This window comes from Hydrogenophaga pseudoflava (assembly GCF_031020795.1).
Taxonomy (GTDB): Bacteria; Pseudomonadota; Gammaproteobacteria; order Burkholderiales; family Burkholderiaceae_C; genus Hydrogenophaga; species Hydrogenophaga pseudoflava_A.
Genome location: NZ_JAVHJP010000001.1, coordinates 726644 through 746298, shown reverse-complemented (window position 1 = coordinate 746298; position 19655 = coordinate 726644). Strand labels below are relative to the sequence as shown.

The window sequence follows — 19655 nt, the reverse complement described above, 5'->3', positions numbered from 1 at the left end:
TGTCGTTACAAAGGACTGGAGCACACAATGAAAGCCATTGCCGATCTTTTTTCCACCGACTATGGCCTGTTCAGCGTTGCGGGCATCGCTTTCATGATCGGCATGGCAATCTGGTTTTACCGGTTCTTCAACCGCAAGATGGCCGAGTCCGAACGGGCTGAACGCGCGCGCGGTTGAAGCGATGACGTGGGGGCGTTGCCCCCTGAGGGGGCGGTGACAGAATAGAGCGCTGGCGTCGGGATGTCCCCGGCCACCGGTTCTTGCACCACTGCTTTCATGCCACCCGAAACGTCCTCCGAACAAGGCGTCCTGCGCGACGAATTGGTAGCCGCCTGCGACCGTCTTCTGCAGCCTTCTCTTTTCAAGGACTACGGACCCAACGGGCTGCAGGTGGAAGGGCGCGCGCGGGTGTGCAAGCTGGTCAGCGGGGTGACCGTCAGTCTGGCGTTCATTGAAGCGGCGATCGACGCCGGTGCAGATGCCCTGTTGGTGCATCATGGGCTGTTCTGGCGCGGCCAGGACGGACGGGTGACGGGCTGGATGAAGCAGCGCCTGACGCGCCTGCTGTCGCACGACATCAACCTGCTGGCGTACCACCTGCCGCTGGATGCGCACGCCGAACTGGGCAACAACGCACAGCTTGCGCGCCGCATCGGGGTCCGGCTGCTGGATGCCGGGGAGGGGCGTTTTGGCGATCAGTCGCTGGGCTTCATGGGAGTGCGCGCGTCTTCATCGGCCGCAGAACTGGCGAGCGCCATCGAGGCGTCTCTGGGGCGCACGGCGTTGCTGGTGGGCGACCCTGGGCGCAAGGTGGAGCGTGTGGCGATCTGCACCGGAGGGGCCCAAGGTTACTTCGAGGCAGCCATTGCCGCCGGTGCAGACGTGTTTATCACGGGCGAGATTTCGGAGCCCCAGACCCACTACGCGCGGGAAGCCGGCGTGGCCTACATTGCCTGCGGTCACCACGCGTCGGAGCGCTACGGCGCACCGGCCGTGGCCGAGCACGTGGCCGGGTTGCTGGGCATCGAGCACCAGTTCATCGACATTCCCAACCCGGCGTGAAGCCATGGATTCGTCCGCAGTGAAAAATACTCCTCTCAGTCGTCCGCTGGTCGTCACCATGGGGGACCCTGCAGGGATCGGGCCAGAGATCGTGGTTCGTGCCCTGCTTGAGCGGCCGGATCTGCGGGAACAGGTGGTGGTGGCGGGTGATGTCGCCACGCTGCGGCGCGCGGTCGAGGTGGTTCAGCCGCTGTCCGTGCCTGGGCGGCTGGAAGTGGTGGAGATTGATGGACCGGAGCAATGGGCGCAGGCTTCCCGCCGAGGGTTCGGGTTGGTACAAACCTGCGTACCTTTTGCCCTGGTGCCATGGGGCCGGATCAGCGCCCAGGCCGGTCGTGCCGCCGCCGACAGCATCGCCGCCGCGGCCCGGTGGGTGCTGGACGGCAGGGCGAGGGCCATGGTCACGGCGCCGGTGCACAAGGAATCACTTGCGGCCGCGGGCTTGCCACATCCCGGGCACACGGAATTCCTGCAAACGCTGGCCGCCGAACATGAGGGGGTGCCGGTGAGCCGGATGCCGGTGCGGATGATGCTCAGCGCGCCTGGGTTGGCCACTGTGTTGGTGAGCATCCATGTCTCCTTGCGCCAGGCGCTCGAGGCGGTCACGCTCGAGCGCGTGCTGGACACCATACGGATCACAGCGTCGCACTACAGCCGCTGCGGCATGCCCGGCGCCCGCATTGCGGTGGCAGGACTCAATCCTCATGCGGGGGAGGGAGGGCTGTTCGGCCAGGAAGAAATCGACATACTGCGGCCGGCTGTGGAGCGCGCGCAAGCCGAGGGCCTGAACGTCAGTGGTCCCCATGCGCCCGACACGGTGTTCATGAGGGCTCGTCAAGGGGAATTCGATGTGGTGGTGGCCATGTACCACGACCAGGGACTGATTCCGGTCAAGCTGCTCGGCCTTGAGCATGGCGTCAATACCACGCTGGGCTTGCCCATGGTCCGCACCAGCCCTGACCACGGCACCGCCTTCGATCTGGCGGGGACCGGCCGGGCCAGCGCCGCAAGCCTGCTCGCAGCGGTGGATGCGGCCATCGAGATGAGTCGTCGCTGAGCCGGTCCGAACGGCTGCAGACGCCTCTTGGGTCGGGCGTCGACAACCCCTTCCACCCATAAGGCCCTACTTTCGAAGGCTGTCCCGGATTTCGCGCAGCAGGACCACTTCTTCCGGTGTCGGAGCCGGCGCCGCGGGCGGGGCCTCTTTGCGCAGACGGTTCATCTGCTTGACCATCATGAAAATGATGAACGCCAGAATAACGAAGTTCAGGGCAATGGTGATGAAGTTGCCATAGGCCAGCACCGCACCTGCCTTCTTGGCCTCTGCCAGTGGAAGGCCGGCCGTTTGCCCTGCGAGGGCAATGTAGTAATTCGAAAAGTCCAGTCCTCCGAAGATCTTGCTGACGACCGGCATGATCAAGTCGCCCACGACCGAGTCCACGATTTTTCCGAAGGCGCCACCGATGATCACGCCAACAGCCAGATCCATCACGTTGCCTTTGAGGGCGAATTCCTTGAATTCCTGCAGCATGGCCATTCGATGGGCTCCTTCAATGTTGTTTGACAAAGCAAAGGCTTTTCGGACCCTGCGAAATGATTCTCGCACGGAACACATTTGTATTACCCCTTCCTGACGTGTCTACCCGGGTTCGTTGCTGCTGGGCTGTGCGTTTTTTCATGCACGTGTAGGTCAAAAATCCGCTTGTAACGCTCCGGTACAATGCAGGGTTGACCCTAGTGGGCCCCGTCTTGAACTTCCTTGAAAGATCCCCATGAGTGAAGCAACCGTCGCTGCGTCTGTGGACAACAGCCGCCGTACCTGGCTGATCACCTCCGCCGCCATGGGTGGCGTGGGAGCAGCCGCAGTCGCCGTCCCCTTTGTCAGCAGTTTCCAGCCCTCCGAGCGCGCCAAGGCCGCTGGCGCTGCCGTCGAGGTGGACATCTCCACCTTGCAGCCTGGTGAGAAGCGTGTGGTGGAATGGCGCGGCAAACCTGTGTGGATCATGCGCCGCAGCCCGGAACAGCTGGCTGCCCTCGAGAAGGTCGAGCCCCAGCTGGCCGACCCGACCTCGGAGCGCAAGGCCTATCCCACGCCCGAATACGCCAAGAACCGCCATCGCTCCATCAAGCCGGAGGTCTTTGTCGGTGTGGGCATCTGTACCCATCTGGGCTGTTCGCCTGGCGACAAGTTCACACCCGGTCCCCAGCCCTCGCTGCCGGATGACTGGGTAGGTGGATTCCTCTGCGCCTGCCACGGCTCGACCTTCGACCTTGCAGGCCGTGTGTTTAAAAACAAGCCGGCGCCGGACAACCTTGAGGTGCCTCCGCACTACTACACGTCCGACACCACGCTGCTGATCGGCGAAGAGAAAAAAGCCTGACCTGCAACTGCGCAGGCTACACGACCCCACAGAGGCACTCCATGGCTGAATTCAAAGAAATTTCCCCCGACGCGCCCGTTGTCCAGAAGGTCACGAACTGGTTCGAAAACCGGATTCCGTCCGCCTTCTACATCTACAAGCGCGACATGGCCGAGTACTACGCGCCGAAGAACTTCAACTGGTGGTACATCTTCGGCTCGCTCGCCATGCTCGTTCTGGTGATCCAGATCGTGACCGGCATTTTCCTGGTCATGCATTACAAGCCCGATGCCAACCTCAACGCAGCGGGTGTGCCGGTGGCGTTCGCTTCCGTCGAGTACATCATGCGCGACGTGCCCTGGGGCTGGCTGATCCGTTACATGCACTCCACCGGCGCCTCCGCCTTTTTTGTGGTCGTGTACCTGCACATGTTCCGAGGCCTGATCTACGGTTCATACCGCAAGCCGCGTGAACTGGTGTGGTTGTTCGGTTGCGGCATCTTCCTCGTACTGATGGCCGAGGCGTTCATGGGTTATCTGCTGCCCTGGGGCCAGATGTCCTACTGGGGTGCACAGGTGATCGTGAACCTGTTCTCTGCCATTCCGTTTGTTGGACCTGACCTGGCTCTGCTGATCCGTGGCGACTACGTGGTCGGTGACGCCACCCTCAACCGTTTCTTCAGCTTCCACGTGATCGCCGTGCCCCTGGTTCTGCTCGGCCTGGTGGTCGCCCACCTGATGGCGCTGCACGACGTGGGCTCCAACAACCCCGACGGCGTGGAAATCAAGGCAGGCCCCAAGGGCAACCGCTGGTCCGTGTCGGCTCCGGCAGACGGCGTTCCGTTTCACCCGTACTACACGGTGCACGACATCTTCGGCGTGTCCATGTTCCTGATGGTTTTCTCGGCCATCGTGTTCTTCGCACCGGAATTCGGCGGCTATTTCCTGGAGTTCAACAACTTCATTCCAGCCGACCCGCTGGTCACGCCGCTGCACATCGCACCTGTCTGGTATTTCACGCCCTTCTACTCGATGCTGCGAGCCATCACCAGTGAGATGATGTATGCGCTGATCGCCTGCGTGCTGGCAGCGGCCCTGTATGCGGTGCTCAAGTCCAAGCTGGCTGCGCTGTTCAAGGTGGTGGTGTTGGGTGCTGCGGCGGTCACCGTGGTGCTGATGCTGGCCATCGATGCCAAGTTCTGGGGCGTGGTCACCATGGGTGGTGCCGTGATCATCCTGTTCTTCCTGCCCTGGCTGGACAACAGCCCGGTGAAGTCGATCCGCTACCGCCCGAGCTGGAACAAGTGGCTCTACACCGTGTTCGTGATCAACTTCCTCATTCTGGGTTATCTGGGTGTGCAGCCTCCGTCGCCTGTGGGTGAGCGCGTTTCTCAGGTCGGTACGCTTTTCTATTTCGGCTTCTTCCTGCTGATGCCATGGTGGAGCCGCCTGGGCGAGTTCAAGCCAGTGCCCAGCCGCGTCACCTTCAAGCCCCACTGAGTGAGATCCGGAGAATCACCAACATGAAAAAGATGTTTCTGGGCCTGATGCTGGCCTTCGGTCTGAGTGGGGCCGTGATGGCCGCCGGTTCGAGTTTCCCCTTGGACAAGGCGCCACAGCGCACCAACGACATGGCGGCGCTGCAAAACGGGGCCAAACTGTTCGTCAACTACTGCCTGAGCTGCCATTCGGCCTCGTTCATGCGCTACAACCGTCTGCGTGATATCGGCCTGACCGACAAGCAGATTGCCGAGAACCTGACCTTCACGACCGACAAGATCGGTGACACGATGAAGTCGGCCATCGACCCCAAGCAGGCCAAGGCGTGGTTTGGCGCCAATCCGCCCGACCTGACCCTCGTGGCTCGTTCGCGCTCGGGTAGCGCCGGTTCGGGTGCCGACTACATCTATACCCTTCTGCGCAGCTACTATCGCGATGAGACCAAGCCCACGGGCTGGAACAACCTGGTGTTCCCCAATATCGGCATGCCCCATCCTTTGTGGGAACTGCAGGGTGAACGCAAACCGGTGTTCGAGAAGCACGAGAGCCATGGGCAGGAAGTCCATCTGTTCAAGAGCTGGGAGCCCGGGAAGGCCGGCACCATGTCGCAAGAACAGTACGATCAGAACGTCGGAGATCTGGTGGCCTACCTTCAGTGGATGGCTGAGCCGGCACAGAACAGCCGGGTGCGCATTGGCGTCTGGGTGCTTCTGTTCCTTGCTGCCTTTACCATCGTCGCCTGGCGACTGAATGCTGCGTTCTGGAAAGACGTCAAGTAAATCAAGCTTGTGGGGCCCCGCTGACGTGTCGGGGGCGCCCATGAAATCTGCAGTGGTTTGCGGTTCCGCGGGTTCGCGGCCAAGCAAACCACTGTTTTGTCTTAGGAGACTCCCACATGATGGTCTTGTACTCGGGTACCACGTGCCCTTATTCCCACCGCTGCCGCTTTGTCCTGTTTGAAAAGGGCATGGACTTCGAGATCCGCGATGTGGACCTCTACAACAAGCCAGAAGACATCAGTGTCATGAATCCATACGGTCAGGTGCCCATTCTGGTGGAGCGCGACCTGATTCTGTATGAGTCGAACATCATCAATGAGTACATCGACGAGCGGTTCCCGCATCCGCAGCTGATGCCCGGTGACCCTGTCGATCGCGCCCGAGTCCGCCTGTTCCTTCTGAATTTCGAGAAGGAGCTTTTCACGCATGTCTCGGTGCTCGAGTCGCGCAGCAGCAAAGGCAACGAAAAGGCGCTCGAAAAGGCGCGTGCCCACATCCGCGACCGCTTGACGCAGCTCGCCCCGGTGTTCCTCAAGAACAAATTCATGCTGGGGGACAACTTCTCCATGCTCGATGTGGCGATTGCCCCGCTGCTCTGGCGCCTGGATTTCTACGGCATCGAGTTGAGCAAGAACGCTGCGCCGCTGCTGAAGTACGCAGAGCGGATCTTTTCCCGTCCCGCCTACATCGAGGCATTGACGCCATCCGAGAAGGTGATGCGCAAGTGACGGGGTGTCGACTCCCCGATCTCGACCTTTTACGATGATTCTTGACGACATGGAGCCCACGTCGACCCGGCCCTACCTCATCCGTGCCTTGCACGAATGGTGCACCGACAACGGGTACGCGCCGCACATTGCGGTGCATGTGGACGGCTCGGTGAAAGTGCCGGTGGAGTACGTCCGCAACGGCGAGATCGTGCTCAATGTCAGTTTTGATGCGACCAACGGGATGCGCCTGGGCAACGACTTCATCGAGTTCAAGGCGCGATTTGGTGGGGTGCCGAGGGATGTGGTGGTCCCAACGACCCACGTGATCGCGATCTATGCCCGGGAGAACGGGCAGGGCATGGCGTTTCCCCCGCCGGACGAGTCGCAGTCGGTCGAGGTGGATCCTGCTCAGGGGGTCACCGAATCTGGTGAGTCGTCTTCGGAGGATCGCGTGTCTGCACTCCGGTCGGTACCCGTTCCCCTTGGCTCGGAGGATGGCGGAGGCGAACCGCCTACTGACGGCCCTAGCCGCAGCGGCGGCCGGCCTCAGCTCAAACGCGTCAAGTAGAATTTTGATCCCGAAGCCGCTTTAGCTCAGTTGGTAGAGCACTCGCCTTGTAAGCGATAGGTCGTCTGTTCGAGTCAGACAAGCGGCACCATTCGGTGCTCGTCAGCGCCGGGGCGGTTGGACTTTCAGGCGAATGGAGGTAACCTCCAAGCCGTTTTGCCTCATCCGCTGTTGCATGGTCGGCAGGAGTTGCCGGAGTTTGGTGGAGGCTGAAGCGCTGCTGACCAGCAGGCACCATTCACCGTTGTTCAGCGGGCCGGCTTGAACCTGTGAACGCAGCGGCAATGGAATCAGCGCCTGGACCGCTTCGAGGCACTCTTTAGAGGCACGAATGCGCTCTTGCAAAAGCGCCAGTGTGGGTTCTTCCCCAACGGCTTGTTCAAGACTGAACACTCGGCTGTTGTACCGGGAGGCAGTGGTCATGCTTTGCAGGCGAGGGAACACTTCGCTGCCGTTGAAAGAGGTGGTCTGACAGTGCACATCATTATCACGGATGCCTGGCTGGCCAAAAGCCGGGCGGTACATCTGAGCGGGCTCAAGCTGGCCCTGTCAGGCATTGTTCTGTCGGTGCTGGTCATGCTCGGCTCAGTGGCGGTTTACCACTGGGTGTTCCTGCAAGGCGTTCGGCAAGGGTGGCCAGGCTTCGAGTCGGTGGCCCGCCTGGTGACGCAGGGGGACGTCGACTCCAAAGAGCTCTACATGCGTGAGAACCTGGCCGCGATGGCCCGCAAGCTGGGCGAAATGCAGGCGCGCATGCTCCAGATCGAGTCGCTCGGAGACCGTGTTGCCGGACTGGCGGGGCTGAAGCCGGAAGAGTTCAAGGTTCAGCCGGGGTCCGGGGGGATACTGGTGTCCGGGCGTGACCTGACCCTGCCCGAGCTGATGTCGGCGATGAACCAGCTGGACAAGGCCAGTGGCGCCGGTGTGGACTGGCTGACGGTGATCGAGTCACGCCTTTTCGATCAAAAAATTCAGCGCACGCTCGTGCCGACAGAGGAGCCGGTGGCGGGTGGGCGGATCGGCTCGGCTTTCGGTTTCCGCATCGATCCCATCACGGGACGCTCCGCTCTGCACACCGGTCTGGATTTTCCCGCAGACACGGGCACACCCATCGTGGCCGCCGCTGGCGGCGTGGTGGTGGTTCAGGATGTGCATCCGGCCTACGGCAACATGGTGGAGGTGGATCATGGCAACGATCTGATCACCCGCTATGCCCACGCATCGCGGGTGCTGGTGAAGAAGGGTGACATCGTCAAGCGGGGTCAGGTCATTGCCGAGGTGGGGTCCACCGGGCGGTCGACCGGTCCACACCTCCATTTCGAGGTGTGGGTGTCGGGCGTGCCACAGGATCCTGCCCGGTTCCTGGCCGCAGGAGAGACACTCGCAGCGGCCCAGCTGGTCCCGGACAACCAGCGAAGGCCCTGATGTCGGGGCCTAGAAGCCGCCGGGTAAAATTGCGGCTTTGCTCTTGAAACAGCAGCGTTTGCCGGCACCTTCCGCGTGCCCGCGCAAGCCGATCCGGCTGGCAGGAGTTGTTCGAACATTTCGCCTGCCTGGCATCTCCATGCCCGTTGCCGGTACGCACTTATGGCCACAAATTTCCTCACCAAACTGTTCGGTAGTCGCAATGACCGTTTGCTCAAGACCTACCGCAAAACGGTGGAACGCATCAACAGTCTGGAGCCGCAGTTCGAGAAGCTCAGCGACGACGAACTGAAGGCACAGACCGCAGAGTTCAAGCGCCGCCTGGCCGACGGTGCAAGTCTCGATTCGATTCTTCCCGAGGCGTTTGCGGTGGTGCGCGAGGCCAGCAAGCGCGTGATGAAGATGCGCCACTTCGATGTGCAGCTGGTCGGCGGGATTGCGCTGCACTCCGGAAAGATCGCAGAGATGCGCACCGGCGAAGGCAAGACGCTGACGGCCACACTGCCCGTCTACCTCAACGCGCTTTCTGGCAAGGGCGTGCACGTGGTGACCGTGAACGACTATCTGGCCAGCCGGGATGCCCAGTGGATGGGACGGCTGTACAACTTTCTGGGACTGTCGGTCGGCATCAACCTGCCCCAGGCCCCGCGGGAAGACAAGCAGGCGGCGTACGGTGCCGACATCACCTACGGAACGAACAATGAATACGGTTTTGACTACCTGCGCGACAACATGGTCCACGAGGCCAAGGACCGCGTGCAACGAGGGTTGAACTTCGCGATCGTCGACGAGGTGGACTCGATCCTGATCGACGAGGCCCGCACGCCACTGATCATCAGCGGGCAGGCAGAAGACCAGACACCGGTCTACACCGCCATCAAGCAACTGGTGCCGCATCTGACCCGGCAGGAGGGCGAGGCCGATCCCCGCACCGGCGAGGGTGTGATCAAGCCAGGTGATTTCACTGTGGACGAAAAGGCGCACTCAATCCACATGACCGAGCAGGGCCACGAGAACGCCGAGCGCCTGCTCAGCCAGGCTGGCTTGCTGCCGGAGGGGGCATCGCTGTACGACCCGGCCAACATCGCGCTGATGCACCACCTCGTGACGTCGCTCAAGGCGCACCACCTCTACCACCGGGACCAACACTACGTGGTCCAGAACGGCGAAATCGTCATTGTGGACGAGTTCACCGGCCGACTGATGGCCGGTCGCCGCTGGAGCGATGGCCTGCACCAGGCGGTGGAGGCCAAGGAGGGCGTGGCGATTCAGCCTGAGAACCAGACGCTGGCGTCGATCACCTTCCAGAACTATTTCCGTCTCTACGGCAAGCTCTCGGGCATGACCGGCACTGCCGACACGGAAGCCTACGAATTCCAGGAGATCTACGGCCTGGAGACCGTGGTGATTCCTCCCAACCGTCCCAGCCAGCGGGTCGACCAGCTTGATCGCGTGTACAAGACGACCAAGGAAAAGTACGTCGCGGCGATCCAGGACATCCGCGAATGCCACGAGCGCGGCCAGCCGGTGCTGGTCGGCACCTCGTCGATCGAGAATTCGGAAATCATCTCGCAGCTGCTGGTGGCCGAGAAGCTGCCGCATGAGGTGCTCAACGCCAAGCAGCACGCCCGCGAAGCGGACATCATCGCGCAGGCAGGTCGCCCGGGTGCCATCACCATTGCCACCAACATGGCCGGCCGAGGCACCGACATCGTGCTGGGTGGCAACCTGGAAAAAATGGTGGCTGCGGTCGAGGCCGACGAGTCGCTGGATGACGGCGGCAAGGCCCCGCGCATCCAGGCGCTGCGCGACCAGTGGCAGGCGGATCACGAGAAGGTGAAGTCGCTCGGTGGCCTGCGCATCATCGCGACCGAACGCCACGAAAGCCGCCGCATCGACAACCAGCTGCGTGGTCGCTCGGGCCGCCAGGGCGATCCGGGTTCGTCCCGCTTCTACCTGAGCCTGGACGACTCGCTGATGCGCATCTTCGCCGGCGAGAAGGTGCGGGCCATCATGGACCGGCTGAAGATGCCCGAGGGCGAGGCCATCGAGGCCGGCATCGTCACGCGCAGCATTGAAAGCGCCCAGCGCAAGGTCGAGGCCCGCAACTTCGACATCCGCAAGCAGCTGCTGGAGTACGACGATGTGTCGAACGACCAGCGCAAGGTGATCTACCAGCAGCGCAACGACATCCTGGACGCGGAGAGCCTGCGGGCCCAGATCGACGCGTTGCGCGAGGGCTGCATGACGGATCTGGTGTACCAGTTCGTGCCCGAAGGCAGCGTGGAAGAACAGTGGGACCTGGCGGGCCTCGAGCGCGTTCTGCGCGAAGAGTGGTCGGTGGACCTGCCGGTCGCTGGCTGGGTCTCCGAGTCCGAGTCGGTGGAGGCGGACGACATCGTCGAGCGGGTGCAGAAAGCCGCCAAGCAGGTCTTCGAAGACAAGGTGGCCCTGGTGGGCGACGAGAACTTCACGCAGTTCGAGCGCATGGTGCTCCTGCAGACCATCGACAGCCAGTGGCGGGAGCACCTGTCTGCGCTCGACTACCTGCGCCAGGGCATTCACCTGCGTGGCTATGCCCAGAAGCAGCCCAAGCAGGAGTACAAGCGCGAGGCTTTCCAGTTGTTCGGGCAACTGCTCGACAGTGTGAAGAACGACGTGACACGCATCCTGATGAACGTGCGTGTGCAGTCCGCAGAACAGATTTCCGAGGCCACCGAACAGATGGAGGCCAGCGCCGAACAGATCTCCAATGTGACCTACACCGCTCCGACAGAGACCGGTGAAGCCGAAAGTGTCGTGGAGGCTGCAACCGCTGTGGCCGACATGCCGCGTGTGGGGCGCAACGATCCTTGCCCCTGCGGCAGCGGGAAAAAATACAAACACTGCCACGGCGCCCTGACCTGATGCTCTTTTGACTGGAATCTGATGCCATGGCTGTGAATTACATCGCTCCCCAAGCCCAGGACCTGCTGCCCGTTGCGGGTGTTCGCATCGGTGTGGCCGAAGCGGGCATCCGCAAGGCCAACCGCAAGGACCTGACCGTTTTCCTTCTGGACGAAGGCAGTGTGGTCGGGGCCGTGTTTACGCAGAACCGGTACGCGGCCGCACCTGTGCAGGTGTGCCGGGACCATCTTGCGGCCGGGCAGGGCATCCGGGCCATGGTGATCAACACCGGCAATGCCAACGCCGGCACCGGCGAGCAGGGCCTGCAGAACGCACGCCAGTCCGCGAGTGCGCTGGCGCTGGCGCTGGGCGTGCCGCACGAGCAGGTGCTGCCTTTCTCGACTGGCGTGATCATGGAGCAGTTGCCGCTGGATCGGCTGCTGGTCGGGCTGCCCTTGGCGCTGGCCGATGCCGGCAGCGTCGCCGGGGCCACCGGTGAACAATGGCTCAAGGCGGCCGAAGGCATCATGACCACCGATACACTGCCCAAGGCGATCAGCCGCCAGGCGGTGGTGGGGGGCAAGACCGTGACCGTGAGCGGCATCGCCAAGGGCGCCGGCATGATCCGCCCGAACATGGCGACCATGCTGGGTTATGTGGCCACCGATGCGGCGGTGGCGCCCGCCCTCATGTCCGCCTTGGCTAGGCAACTGGCCGACGGCTCGTTCAATCGTGTCACGGTGGATGGCGACACGTCGACCAACGACTCCTTCGTCGTGGTGGCCACGGGCAAGGCGGGCAATCCGGTGGTGGCCGATCTGGCCAGCGCCGACGGCCAGGCCTTGCTGGCGGCCATGACCGAGGTGGCCCAGTTTCTCGCGCACGCCATCGTGCGCGACGGTGAGGGCGCCACCAAGTTCATCACGGTGCGGGTGGAAGGGGGCGCCAGCCGCGACGAGTGCCTGAAGGTGGCGTACGCCGTGGCCCATTCGCCGCTGGTCAAGACGGCGTTTTTCGCCAGCGATCCCAACCTGGGGCGGATTCTTGCGGCGGTCGGCTATGCGGGCATCGCCGACCTCGATGCGGCCCGGATCGAGCTCCATCTCGGAGATGTGCACGTGGTCAAGGCGGGCGGTCGCAACCCCGACTACCGGGAAGAAGACGGCCAGCGTGTCATGAAGGCTTCCGAAATCCTGGTGCGCATCGGACTGGGGCGCGGAGACGCCACCGAGACGGTCTGGACCTGCGACTTCAGCCACGACTATGTGACCATCAACGCCGACTACCGATCCTGACCTTTGGCCGGGTGCGTGGCATGAACGAACAATTCGAACGGCTCCTTCAAAGGGCCGAGCAGCTGATCTCCCGCATCGAGTCGGTGCTCCCCCAGCCATTGGGCGCCCCCGACTGGAACGCCTCCATCGCGTTTCGCTACCGCAAGCGCAGCAGCGGTCATGGTGTCCTGGAGCCCGTGCGCCAGGTGGCCCAGATGCGGTTGGAGGACTTGCAGGAAATCGACGGACAGAAGGAAAAGATCCAGCGCAACACCCTGCAGTTTGTGCAGGGTTTGCCCGCCAACAACGTATTGCTGACGGGGGCCCGCGGCACCGGCAAGTCGTCTCTGGTCAAGGCCTGCCTGAACGAATACGCGCCGCAGGGCTTGCGGCTGATCGAGGTGGACAAGGCAGATCTGGTGGATTTGCCCGACATTGTGGACGTGGTGGCCGACCGGCCCGAGCGCTTCCTTGTTTTCTGCGATGACCTGAGTTTCGAAGACGGGGAAGCAGGCTACAAGGCCCTCAAGTCCATCCTGGATGGCACGGTGTCGGCGGCCGGGCAGAATGTCCTGATCTGCGCCACCAGCAACCGCCGTCATCTGCTGCCGGAGTACATGAAGGAAAACCTCACGTACACCCACACCGCCGATGGCGAGGTGCATCCCGGTGAAGTGGTGGAGGAAAAGATTTCCCTCTCCGAGCGCTTCGGGCTCTGGGTCAGCTTCTACCCGTTCAGTCAGGACGAGTACCTGACCATCGTGGCCCAGTGGCTGGCCTCGTTCGGTGTGGCTCCTGCCGAGATCGAAGCGGCGCGCCCCCAGGCCCTGGTCTGGGCGCTTGAGCGGGGGTCGCGCAGCGGACGCGTGGCCTACCAGTTCGCCCGCGACTACGCGGGCTCTCATCGCTCACGGTCATGAGTCAGGCCGCGATGCTGGTGGTCGATGGAGGCGGATCCACGGAGGGGGTACCGCGCCCGCTCACCGAGGTCGCGGTCGGCATCCTGGTCGATGCCCAGGGTCGCTATCTCCTGACCTCCCGACCACCCGGCAAGGTCTACGCCGGATACTGGGAGTTTCCGGGTGGCAAGCTGGAGGTTGGTGAAAGCGTGGAGCAGGCCTTGCGACGGGAGTTGCAGGAGGAGATTGGTGTCACCATCGGTCCGGCCATGGCCTGGCGACAATCGGTGGTCGACTATCCCCATGCACTGGTCCGCTTGAATTTCTGCAAGGTGTACGACTGGTCTGGCGATCTGCACATGCGCGAAGGGCAGAGCCATCGCTGGGAGCGATTGCCTGTGGGTTGCGAGCCGGTGCTTCCAGGCACGGTACCCGTGCTCGCCTGGCTGGCCGAAGAAGCGGCCAAGGCTGCGTCCGCGGCTCGCTGAACCGTTTCAGCTGTCCTCGAACCCCGGCACTCGGTCGGACGCCTGCTCAGGCACCGCAAACCGTTCGCTGGCCCAGGCACCCAGATCCATCTGCTTACAACGTTCACCGCAGAACGGGCGGTACCGGTTGGCCGGTGCGTACAGGCTTGGGCCTCCGCAGGTCGGGCACGTCACCTGTCTGGGTGCTTCGCTCATGTGTCGGGCGTTCAGGAGCAGAGCGTCAGCTCGAAAGAGGCGTCCTCTCCGGCTGGATGCAGTCGTTCATCGTCTCCAAGGCGCAGCAGGCGGACCGACAACATCAGGCGGTTGCCGCTAATCTCCGGAATCAGCCCAAGGCGTGGATCAATGGCCAGGCGCAGCAACTGGTACGTGCGGCCCTGTGGAAGGTTCTGCTGGAACTGGCCACCAGGGGCAACCACTTTGTGCGGTGACCCTGAGTCACGCATCATTTTCATGAGCAGCATGATCGCCTCGGCCAGAGGTGCCAAGGTTTGAACCCAGCGGTGGAGGTCGGCCTGGCGCTGCGGTGCGGGCTGGTGCTGCCAGTGGAAGTAACCGGGCAGATCGAACTCGCAGGTGCCGCCCGGAATGCCGATGCGGCTCCGAATGGCCATCAACCAGTCGTTGTCCGTCAGGGACTGTCCGGTTTTGCCCGTCGCACCACTGAGTTCGGCAAAGCTGGCATCCAGCCGGCCAATGACTTCGTCGAGCACCCGCTCGGAAATGGCGGGGTTGCCGCGGTAGCCGTTGAGCTGAATGCGGTGTCGGTCAATGTCCTTGAGGACGTCCGACTTCATGTCCGCGCGGGAGGCCACGTCCATGATCTCGAAGATGGTCTGTATGGCGAAATGGTGATCCAGCGCGTCGGTGCGGGCCACCAGCTCGGACAAGCGGGTGAACAGGTGCTCCAGCCGGAGGTACGTCCGGACGCGCTCATTGAAGGGGTATTCGTACAGGATCACAGCGTCAAAGGGCGCAGAGGTTCAGTCATGGGCCTGTTCATCATAGTCCCAACCGACCAGCCATCTCCCGGACCAAGGATTGCAGTGTCGGCAGATCGATTCCCTCGTTCCAGATCACACCATCGGCGCAAGCCAGCCGTCGGGCGCGTGTGCTTTGCTGGGCGAGGACACTCTCGACCTGGGGGCGGGGCCATCCGTTGCGCGCCATGACCCGGGTGATCTGGGTTTCGTGTGTGCAGTCCACCACCAGTACCGCGTCCAGCCGCGGGCGCCAGCGATCCGACTCGACGAGCAGGGGGACGTCGAAGACCACGCAATCAGCGGTGCTGGCTTCGACCAGACGCTCCATTTCCTCATGCACGCGTGGATGGATGAGCGACTCCAACAGCTGTTTGGCTGACGGGTGTGCGAACACATGCGCGCGCATTTTGTCGCGGTCCATGGAGCCATCTCTGGCGACGAATGCATCGCCGAAGTGGTACTGAATGTCCGGCATGGCGGCGCCGCCTGCAAGAGTGCTCCTGCGCGCAATATGGTCGGCATCCAGGATGGTGGCTCCGCACACCTGCAGGACTTTGGCCACGGTGCTTTTCCCGCTACCGATGCCTCCCGTCAGACCCAGGCGACGCATGGCTGGCCGGTCAGAGACCGATCGCGGCCAGGATGGCGCGTGGCCCGAAAAAGAGCGACGTGACTCCGGCCAGGGCCAGGAAAGGGCCGAACGGCACATAGCCGCCTTCGCGCAGCTGTGAAAACACCTTGATACCGATGCCCACGACAGCGCCGATCACCGAGGCCATGAGGATGATCGGGATCAATGCCTGCCAACCGAACCAGGCGCCGAGCGCCGCGAACAGCTTGAAGTCACCATAACCCATGCCTTCCTTGCCCGTGGCCAGCTTGAATCCCCAATACACCAGCCAGAGGGACAGGTAACCGCCAACGGCACCCCACAGCGAGTCGGTCAACGGCACTCCGGTGAGCCCCAGCGCCGAGAGGCACAGGCCGGCCCACAGCAGGGGCAGGGTGATGTCATCAGGCAGCAACGTGGTGTCCCAGTCGATGCACGTCAGCGCCACGAGGCTCGCAGCAAATCCGCTCCAGGCCAGTGCTTCCCAGCCCAGCCCCCAGGTCCAACCGCACCAGGCGAACAAGGCACCGGTCAGAAGCTCCACCGTCGGATAGCGGGCACTGATGGGCGCCTTGCAACCGGCGCATTTGCCTCCTAGGGCAAGATAGCTGAACACCGGTATGTTTTCGAACCACCGGATTTGGTGCCCGCAGTGAGGGCACGCAGAGCGTGGCACCATGAGGTTGTAGGAGGCCGCCGCATCGGTGTCGGCCGCTGTGCCTTGCAACTCCGCACATTCTGCTGCCCAGCGCAACTCCATCATCTTGGGCAGTCGGTGGATGACCACATTGAGGAAACTGCCGACCAGCAGCCCCAGAACGCCCAGCAGCGCGGCGTCCAGCGCGTTGACCATGCTGATCAAACGACCTGGCCCAGCTTGAAGATGGGCAGGTACATCGACACCACAATGCCTCCGATCACGGTACCCAACACCACGATGATGATGGGTTCCATGAGGCTGGAGAGTCCGGCCACCATGTCGTCGACCTCGGCTTCATAGAAGTCGGCGGCCTTGCCCAACATGTGGTCGATGGAGCCCGACTCTTCACCGATCGCGCACATCTGCAGCACCATGGAGGGGAAGATGTTGGCATTGGTCATGGCGTTTGTGAGGCTGGTACCGGTTGATACCTCCTGCTGAATGCGCTCGGTCGCTTTGGAAAAGACCGAATTACCGGAGGCGCCACCCACCGAGTCCAGGGCTTCGACCAGGGGAACGCCGGCTGCGAACATGGTGGCCAGCGTGCGGGTCCAGCGCGCGATCACCGACTTCTCCACCAGCGGCCCGAAGATGGGCATCTTCAGCATGAGTCGGTCCATGAACATCTGAACCTTCTCGTTGCGCTTCCACGCTTGCAGGAAGAAGTACGAGACGCCGAATATGCCACCGAAGATGAGCCACCAGTACTGCGTGAAGAACTCGCTCATGGAGATCACGAAAAGGGTGGGTCCAGGGAGATCGGCACCGAACGAGGTGAACACCTGCTTGAACGAGGGAATCACGAAGATCATGATCACCGCCACCACCACAAACGCGACGATGATGACAGCCACCGGATACATGAGGGCCGACTTGATCTTCGACTTGAGCGCCTCGGTTTTCTCCATGTAGGTCGCCAGCCGATCCAGCAACTCTTCCAGAATGCCGGCCGCTTCGCCCGCTTCCACGAGGTTGCTGTACAGACTATCAAAGTACAGCGGGTACTTTCGGAAGGCCGCGCTGAGGGATGTGCCGGTTTCGACGTCGGACCGGATGTCGTTGAGCAACTTGGAGAGGCTGGGGTTGGGGTTGCCGCGCCCCACGATGTCAAACGCCTGCAACAGGGGCACACCTGCCTTCATCATGGTCGCGAGCTGGCGGGTGAAAATGGCGATGTCCTTGGGCTTGATCCGCTTGCCCGAGCGCATTCTGCGCTTCTTGACTTTGGTGACCACAATGCCTTGGCGGCGCATGGCGGCCAGCACCTGGTTTTCTCCGATGGCCCGAGTCTCGCCTCGAACCGCCTTCCCGTTGCGATCCTTTCCCTCCCACTCGAACACGAAATCCTGGGTGCCTTTTGATGCTGCGGTAGCCATGTGTTCCTCGTTTCCCGGTCCGGATGGCGATTTATTCGTTCGTGACGCTGAGCACTTCGTCCAGTGATGTCACACCCTGCTTGACCTTGAGGAGACCAGACTCGCGCAAGGTTCTCACCCCTTCGCGCGAAGCCTGCTGGGCAATGTCCAGAGCGCTGCCCCCCTTGAGGATGATGCGCTGGATTTCCTCCGAAATCGGCATCACCTGGTAGATGCCGACCCGACCCTTGTAGCCGTTGTTGCAGGCCGAGCAACCCACCGGCCTGTAAGGGGTCCAGCTGCCATCCAGTTCTTCAGCCTTGTAGCCCGCTTCCAGCAAGGCTTTGCGGGGCACGTCCAGCGGCGCTTTGCAGTTGGCGCACAAGCGCCTGGCCAATCGCTGCGCGGTGATGAGGATCACGCTCGACGCGATGTTGAACGTGGGAATGCCCATGTTCATCATCCGGGTGAGTGTGGTGGGGGCGTCGTTGGTGTGCAGGGTCGACAGCACCATGTGACCGGTCTGGGCAGCCTTGATGGAGATGTCCGCGGTTTCGAGGTCGCGGATTTCGCCCACCATGATGACGTCCGGATCCTGTCGCAGGAATGCCTTGAGCGCAGCTGCAAAAGTCAGACCCGCCTTTTCATTGACATTGACCTGGTTGACCCCAGGCAAGTTGATTTCCGACGGGTCTTCTGCCGTGGAAATGTTGATGCCCGGCTTGTTGAGCATGTTCAGGCAGGTGTAGAGCGACACCGTCTTGCCCGAACCCGTCGGGCCGGTGACCAGCACCATGCCGTAGGGGCGAGAGATCGCGCTGAGCAGACGCTCTTTCTCCTCGGGTTCATAGCCGAGGGCATCGATCCCCACTTTGGCACTGCTGGGATCGAGAATACGGATCACGATCTTTTCGCCGAACAGCGTGGGCAAGGTGCTGACGCGGAAATCGATCACACGCTCAGGCCCCACCTTGAGCTTCATGCGGCCATCCTGCGGCACCCGCTTTTCGGAGATGTCCATTCTGGAGATCACCTTGATGCGGGATGCCAGCTTGTCCTTGATCGCAACAGGCGGGGAGGCGATTTCGCGCAGTTCACCGTCGATGCGGAAACGCACGCGGTAATTGTGTTCGTACGGCTCGAAATGCAGATCGGACGCCCGCATGTTGAATGCATCGAGCAGCATCTTGTGGAGAAACTTGACCACCGGCGCGTCGTCCACTTCCGAGGAGGTGGTCTTGTCGGTGTCCGTGGTAACCGCTTCGGCTGCAAACTCGTCGAACTCGAACTCACCTCCCACAATCTGGTCCATCGCCTCATTGGCGGTGGTGGACTGCGCTTCAATGAGCTTGCTGAGCTTGTCGTACTCTGCGATGACCCAGTCCACGCCGAGCTGGGTCGCAAACTTGATCTTTTCTGCTGCCTGCTGATCAGCCGGATCTGCCGTCGCGACCATCAGGCGGTTGTTGCGTTTGCTCAGGACAACAATGCGGTAGTCGATGCAGATCTTGGGGTCCAGCAAACCTTTGGGCAATCTCTGCAGATCGATGGCGTCCAGATCCAGCAACGGCGCCGCGAACGCCGTGGACATGGTGTGAGCCAAATCGGAAGCAGAAACCGCTCCCGAGCCAGTCAGTTCAGCAATGAAGCTGGTGCGCCCGCTCTGTGCCTTCTTGTACAGATCTTCGGCCGCCTTCTGACCCAGCTTTCCTGCGCTCACAAGTGCCCTGCCCAATCCAGGCAAGGCCATGGAAGGTGTATCTTGTGAAGCCGTTTCGACAGATGCCATAACCGCGTAATCTATCGTAAATCAATGACTTGGAAGACACAATTCACCCAAACTGTGTCGAAAACGCGCCTGCGGGCGCGCCGGATGTTGTGCGGAGGTGTCGGTGATGGCCTGCGATGCCGGTGCCGACCGGTGCAGGAGACCAAAAAGAATGGTCGGGGTGAGAGGATTCGAACCTCCGGCCTCTACGTCCCGAACGTAGCGCTCTACCAGGCTAAGCTACACCCCGCCGAAGCGCACGATCTGACTATGACTGACCGGCGCTGTT

Annotated in this window: 21 protein-coding genes and 2 tRNA genes; 14 read left to right on the top strand and 9 right to left on the bottom strand. The window is 62.2% G+C overall.

Features of this window, described 5'->3' with window-relative positions; all coding sequences use genetic code 11:
- Positions 1 to 27 precede the first annotated feature (27 nt).
- The 3 genes from RCO38_RS03640 (at position 28) to pdxA (ending at position 2119) form a co-directional block, all read left to right on the top strand.
- A complete protein-coding gene (locus RCO38_RS03640) occupies positions 28 to 177 on the top strand; it encodes a DUF3149 domain-containing protein (RefSeq protein WP_308326925.1) in 150 nt (49 codons plus the stop codon).
- 99 nt (positions 178 to 276) lie between these two features.
- Positions 277 to 1062 carry a Nif3-like dinuclear metal center hexameric protein gene (locus RCO38_RS03635; protein ID WP_308326924.1) on the top strand — a complete coding sequence of 262 codons (786 nt, stop codon included), beginning with the start codon at positions 277 to 279 and terminating at the stop codon, positions 1060 to 1062.
- A gap of 4 nt (positions 1063 to 1066) precedes the next feature.
- Positions 1067 to 2119 (top strand): 4-hydroxythreonine-4-phosphate dehydrogenase PdxA, encoded by a 1053-nt coding sequence (gene pdxA / locus RCO38_RS03630; protein ID WP_308326923.1) that lies wholly within the window; start codon positions 1067 to 1069, stop codon positions 2117 to 2119.
- A gap of 66 nt (positions 2120 to 2185) precedes the next feature.
- On the opposite strand, the gene mscL is transcribed toward pdxA, so the two are convergent.
- Complete coding sequence (mscL, locus tag RCO38_RS03625) at positions 2186 to 2599, bottom strand: large conductance mechanosensitive channel protein MscL (protein ID WP_308326922.1); 414 nt, start codon at positions 2597 to 2599, stop codon at positions 2186 to 2188.
- Positions 2600 to 2834: 235 nt separating this feature from the next.
- Between mscL and petA the strand changes: the two genes are divergently transcribed.
- The 6 genes from petA (at position 2835) to RCO38_RS03595 (ending at position 7069) form a co-directional block, all read left to right on the top strand.
- Entirely contained in the window at positions 2835 to 3443 is a 609-nt protein-coding gene (gene petA / locus RCO38_RS03620) for a ubiquinol-cytochrome c reductase iron-sulfur subunit (protein ID WP_066152901.1), read from the top strand.
- A 41-nt stretch (positions 3444 to 3484) separates the two neighbouring features.
- The gene (locus RCO38_RS03615) at positions 3485 to 4921 is read left to right on the top strand and encodes a cytochrome b (protein ID WP_308326921.1); all 1437 of its coding nucleotides are present in this window, start codon (positions 3485 to 3487) and stop codon (positions 4919 to 4921) included.
- A 23-nt stretch (positions 4922 to 4944) separates the two neighbouring features.
- Positions 4945 to 5700: a cytochrome c1 gene (locus RCO38_RS03610; RefSeq protein WP_308326920.1), complete on the top strand. Its 756-nt coding sequence runs from the start codon at positions 4945 to 4947 to the stop codon at positions 5698 to 5700.
- A 116-nt stretch (positions 5701 to 5816) separates the two neighbouring features.
- Positions 5817 to 6428 carry a glutathione S-transferase N-terminal domain-containing protein gene (locus RCO38_RS03605; RefSeq protein WP_066152914.1) on the top strand — a complete coding sequence of 204 codons (612 nt, stop codon included), beginning with the start codon at positions 5817 to 5819 and terminating at the stop codon, positions 6426 to 6428.
- A 34-nt stretch (positions 6429 to 6462) separates the two neighbouring features.
- Positions 6463 to 6978 carry a ClpXP protease specificity-enhancing factor gene (locus RCO38_RS03600; protein ID WP_308326919.1) on the top strand — a complete coding sequence of 172 codons (516 nt, stop codon included), beginning with the start codon at positions 6463 to 6465 and terminating at the stop codon, positions 6976 to 6978.
- Positions 6979 to 6993: 15 nt separating this feature from the next.
- Positions 6994 to 7069, top strand: a tRNA-Thr gene (locus tag RCO38_RS03595).
- Between the two features lie 11 nt (positions 7070 to 7080).
- Here the strand turns inward: RCO38_RS03595 and RCO38_RS03590 are convergent.
- A complete protein-coding gene (locus tag RCO38_RS03590; protein ID WP_308326918.1) occupies positions 7081 to 7401 on the bottom strand; it encodes a DciA family protein in 321 nt (106 codons plus the stop codon).
- A gap of 51 nt (positions 7402 to 7452) precedes the next feature.
- Here RCO38_RS03590 and RCO38_RS03585 point away from each other — a divergent pair, with 51 nt between their 5' ends.
- The 5 genes from RCO38_RS03585 to RCO38_RS03565 all read left to right on the top strand — a co-directional run bounded on the left by RCO38_RS03585 (position 7453) and on the right by RCO38_RS03565 (position 13950).
- Positions 7453 to 8403, top strand: a complete 951-nt coding sequence (locus RCO38_RS03585; protein WP_308326917.1) for a M23 family metallopeptidase — start codon at positions 7453 to 7455, stop codon at positions 8401 to 8403.
- 162 nt (positions 8404 to 8565) lie between these two features.
- Positions 8566 to 11310, top strand: coding sequence for a preprotein translocase subunit SecA (gene secA, locus RCO38_RS03580; protein WP_308326916.1), 2745 nt, complete (start codon positions 8566 to 8568; stop codon positions 11308 to 11310).
- A gap of 26 nt (positions 11311 to 11336) precedes the next feature.
- Positions 11337 to 12584: a bifunctional glutamate N-acetyltransferase/amino-acid acetyltransferase ArgJ gene (gene argJ, locus RCO38_RS03575; protein ID WP_308326915.1), complete on the top strand. Its 1248-nt coding sequence runs from the start codon at positions 11337 to 11339 to the stop codon at positions 12582 to 12584.
- A 20-nt stretch (positions 12585 to 12604) separates the two neighbouring features.
- Positions 12605 to 13483, top strand: a complete 879-nt coding sequence (locus RCO38_RS03570; protein ID WP_308326914.1) for an ATP-binding protein — start codon at positions 12605 to 12607, stop codon at positions 13481 to 13483.
- Positions 13480 to 13950 carry an NUDIX domain-containing protein gene (locus RCO38_RS03565; protein ID WP_374694502.1) on the top strand — a complete coding sequence of 157 codons (471 nt, stop codon included), beginning with the start codon at positions 13480 to 13482 and terminating at the stop codon, positions 13948 to 13950. The genes RCO38_RS03570 and RCO38_RS03565 overlap by 4 nt, the downstream gene beginning before the upstream one ends.
- Positions 13951 to 13956: 6 nt before the next feature.
- On the opposite strand, the gene RCO38_RS03560 is transcribed toward RCO38_RS03565, so the two are convergent.
- The 7 genes from RCO38_RS03560 to RCO38_RS03530 all read right to left on the bottom strand — a co-directional run bounded on the left by RCO38_RS03560 (position 13957) and on the right by RCO38_RS03530 (position 19616).
- Positions 13957 to 14145, bottom strand: a complete 189-nt coding sequence (locus tag RCO38_RS03560) for a DNA gyrase inhibitor YacG (RefSeq protein WP_308326913.1) — start codon at positions 14143 to 14145, stop codon at positions 13957 to 13959.
- An 11-nt stretch (positions 14146 to 14156) separates the two neighbouring features.
- Positions 14157 to 14912 carry a cell division protein ZapD gene (gene zapD / locus RCO38_RS03555; protein WP_308326912.1) on the bottom strand — a complete coding sequence of 252 codons (756 nt, stop codon included), beginning with the start codon at positions 14910 to 14912 and terminating at the stop codon, positions 14157 to 14159.
- A 40-nt stretch (positions 14913 to 14952) separates the two neighbouring features.
- On the bottom strand, positions 14953 to 15543 hold the full coding sequence (coaE, locus tag RCO38_RS03550; protein ID WP_308326911.1) for a dephospho-CoA kinase: 591 nt from the start codon (positions 15541 to 15543) through the stop codon (positions 14953 to 14955).
- A 10-nt stretch (positions 15544 to 15553) separates the two neighbouring features.
- Entirely contained in the window at positions 15554 to 16396 is an 843-nt protein-coding gene (locus tag RCO38_RS03545) for a prepilin peptidase (RefSeq protein WP_308326910.1), read from the bottom strand.
- A 5-nt stretch (positions 16397 to 16401) separates the two neighbouring features.
- Entirely contained in the window at positions 16402 to 17619 is a 1218-nt protein-coding gene (locus tag RCO38_RS03540; RefSeq protein WP_308326909.1) for a type II secretion system F family protein, read from the bottom strand.
- Positions 17620 to 17650: 31 nt separating this feature from the next.
- The gene (pilB, locus tag RCO38_RS03535) at positions 17651 to 19387 is read right to left on the bottom strand and encodes a type IV-A pilus assembly ATPase PilB (RefSeq protein ID WP_308326908.1); all 1737 of its coding nucleotides are present in this window, start codon (positions 19385 to 19387) and stop codon (positions 17651 to 17653) included.
- A gap of 152 nt (positions 19388 to 19539) precedes the next feature.
- A tRNA-Pro gene (locus tag RCO38_RS03530) sits at positions 19540 to 19616 on the bottom strand.
- Positions 19617 to 19655: the final 39 nt, after the last annotated feature.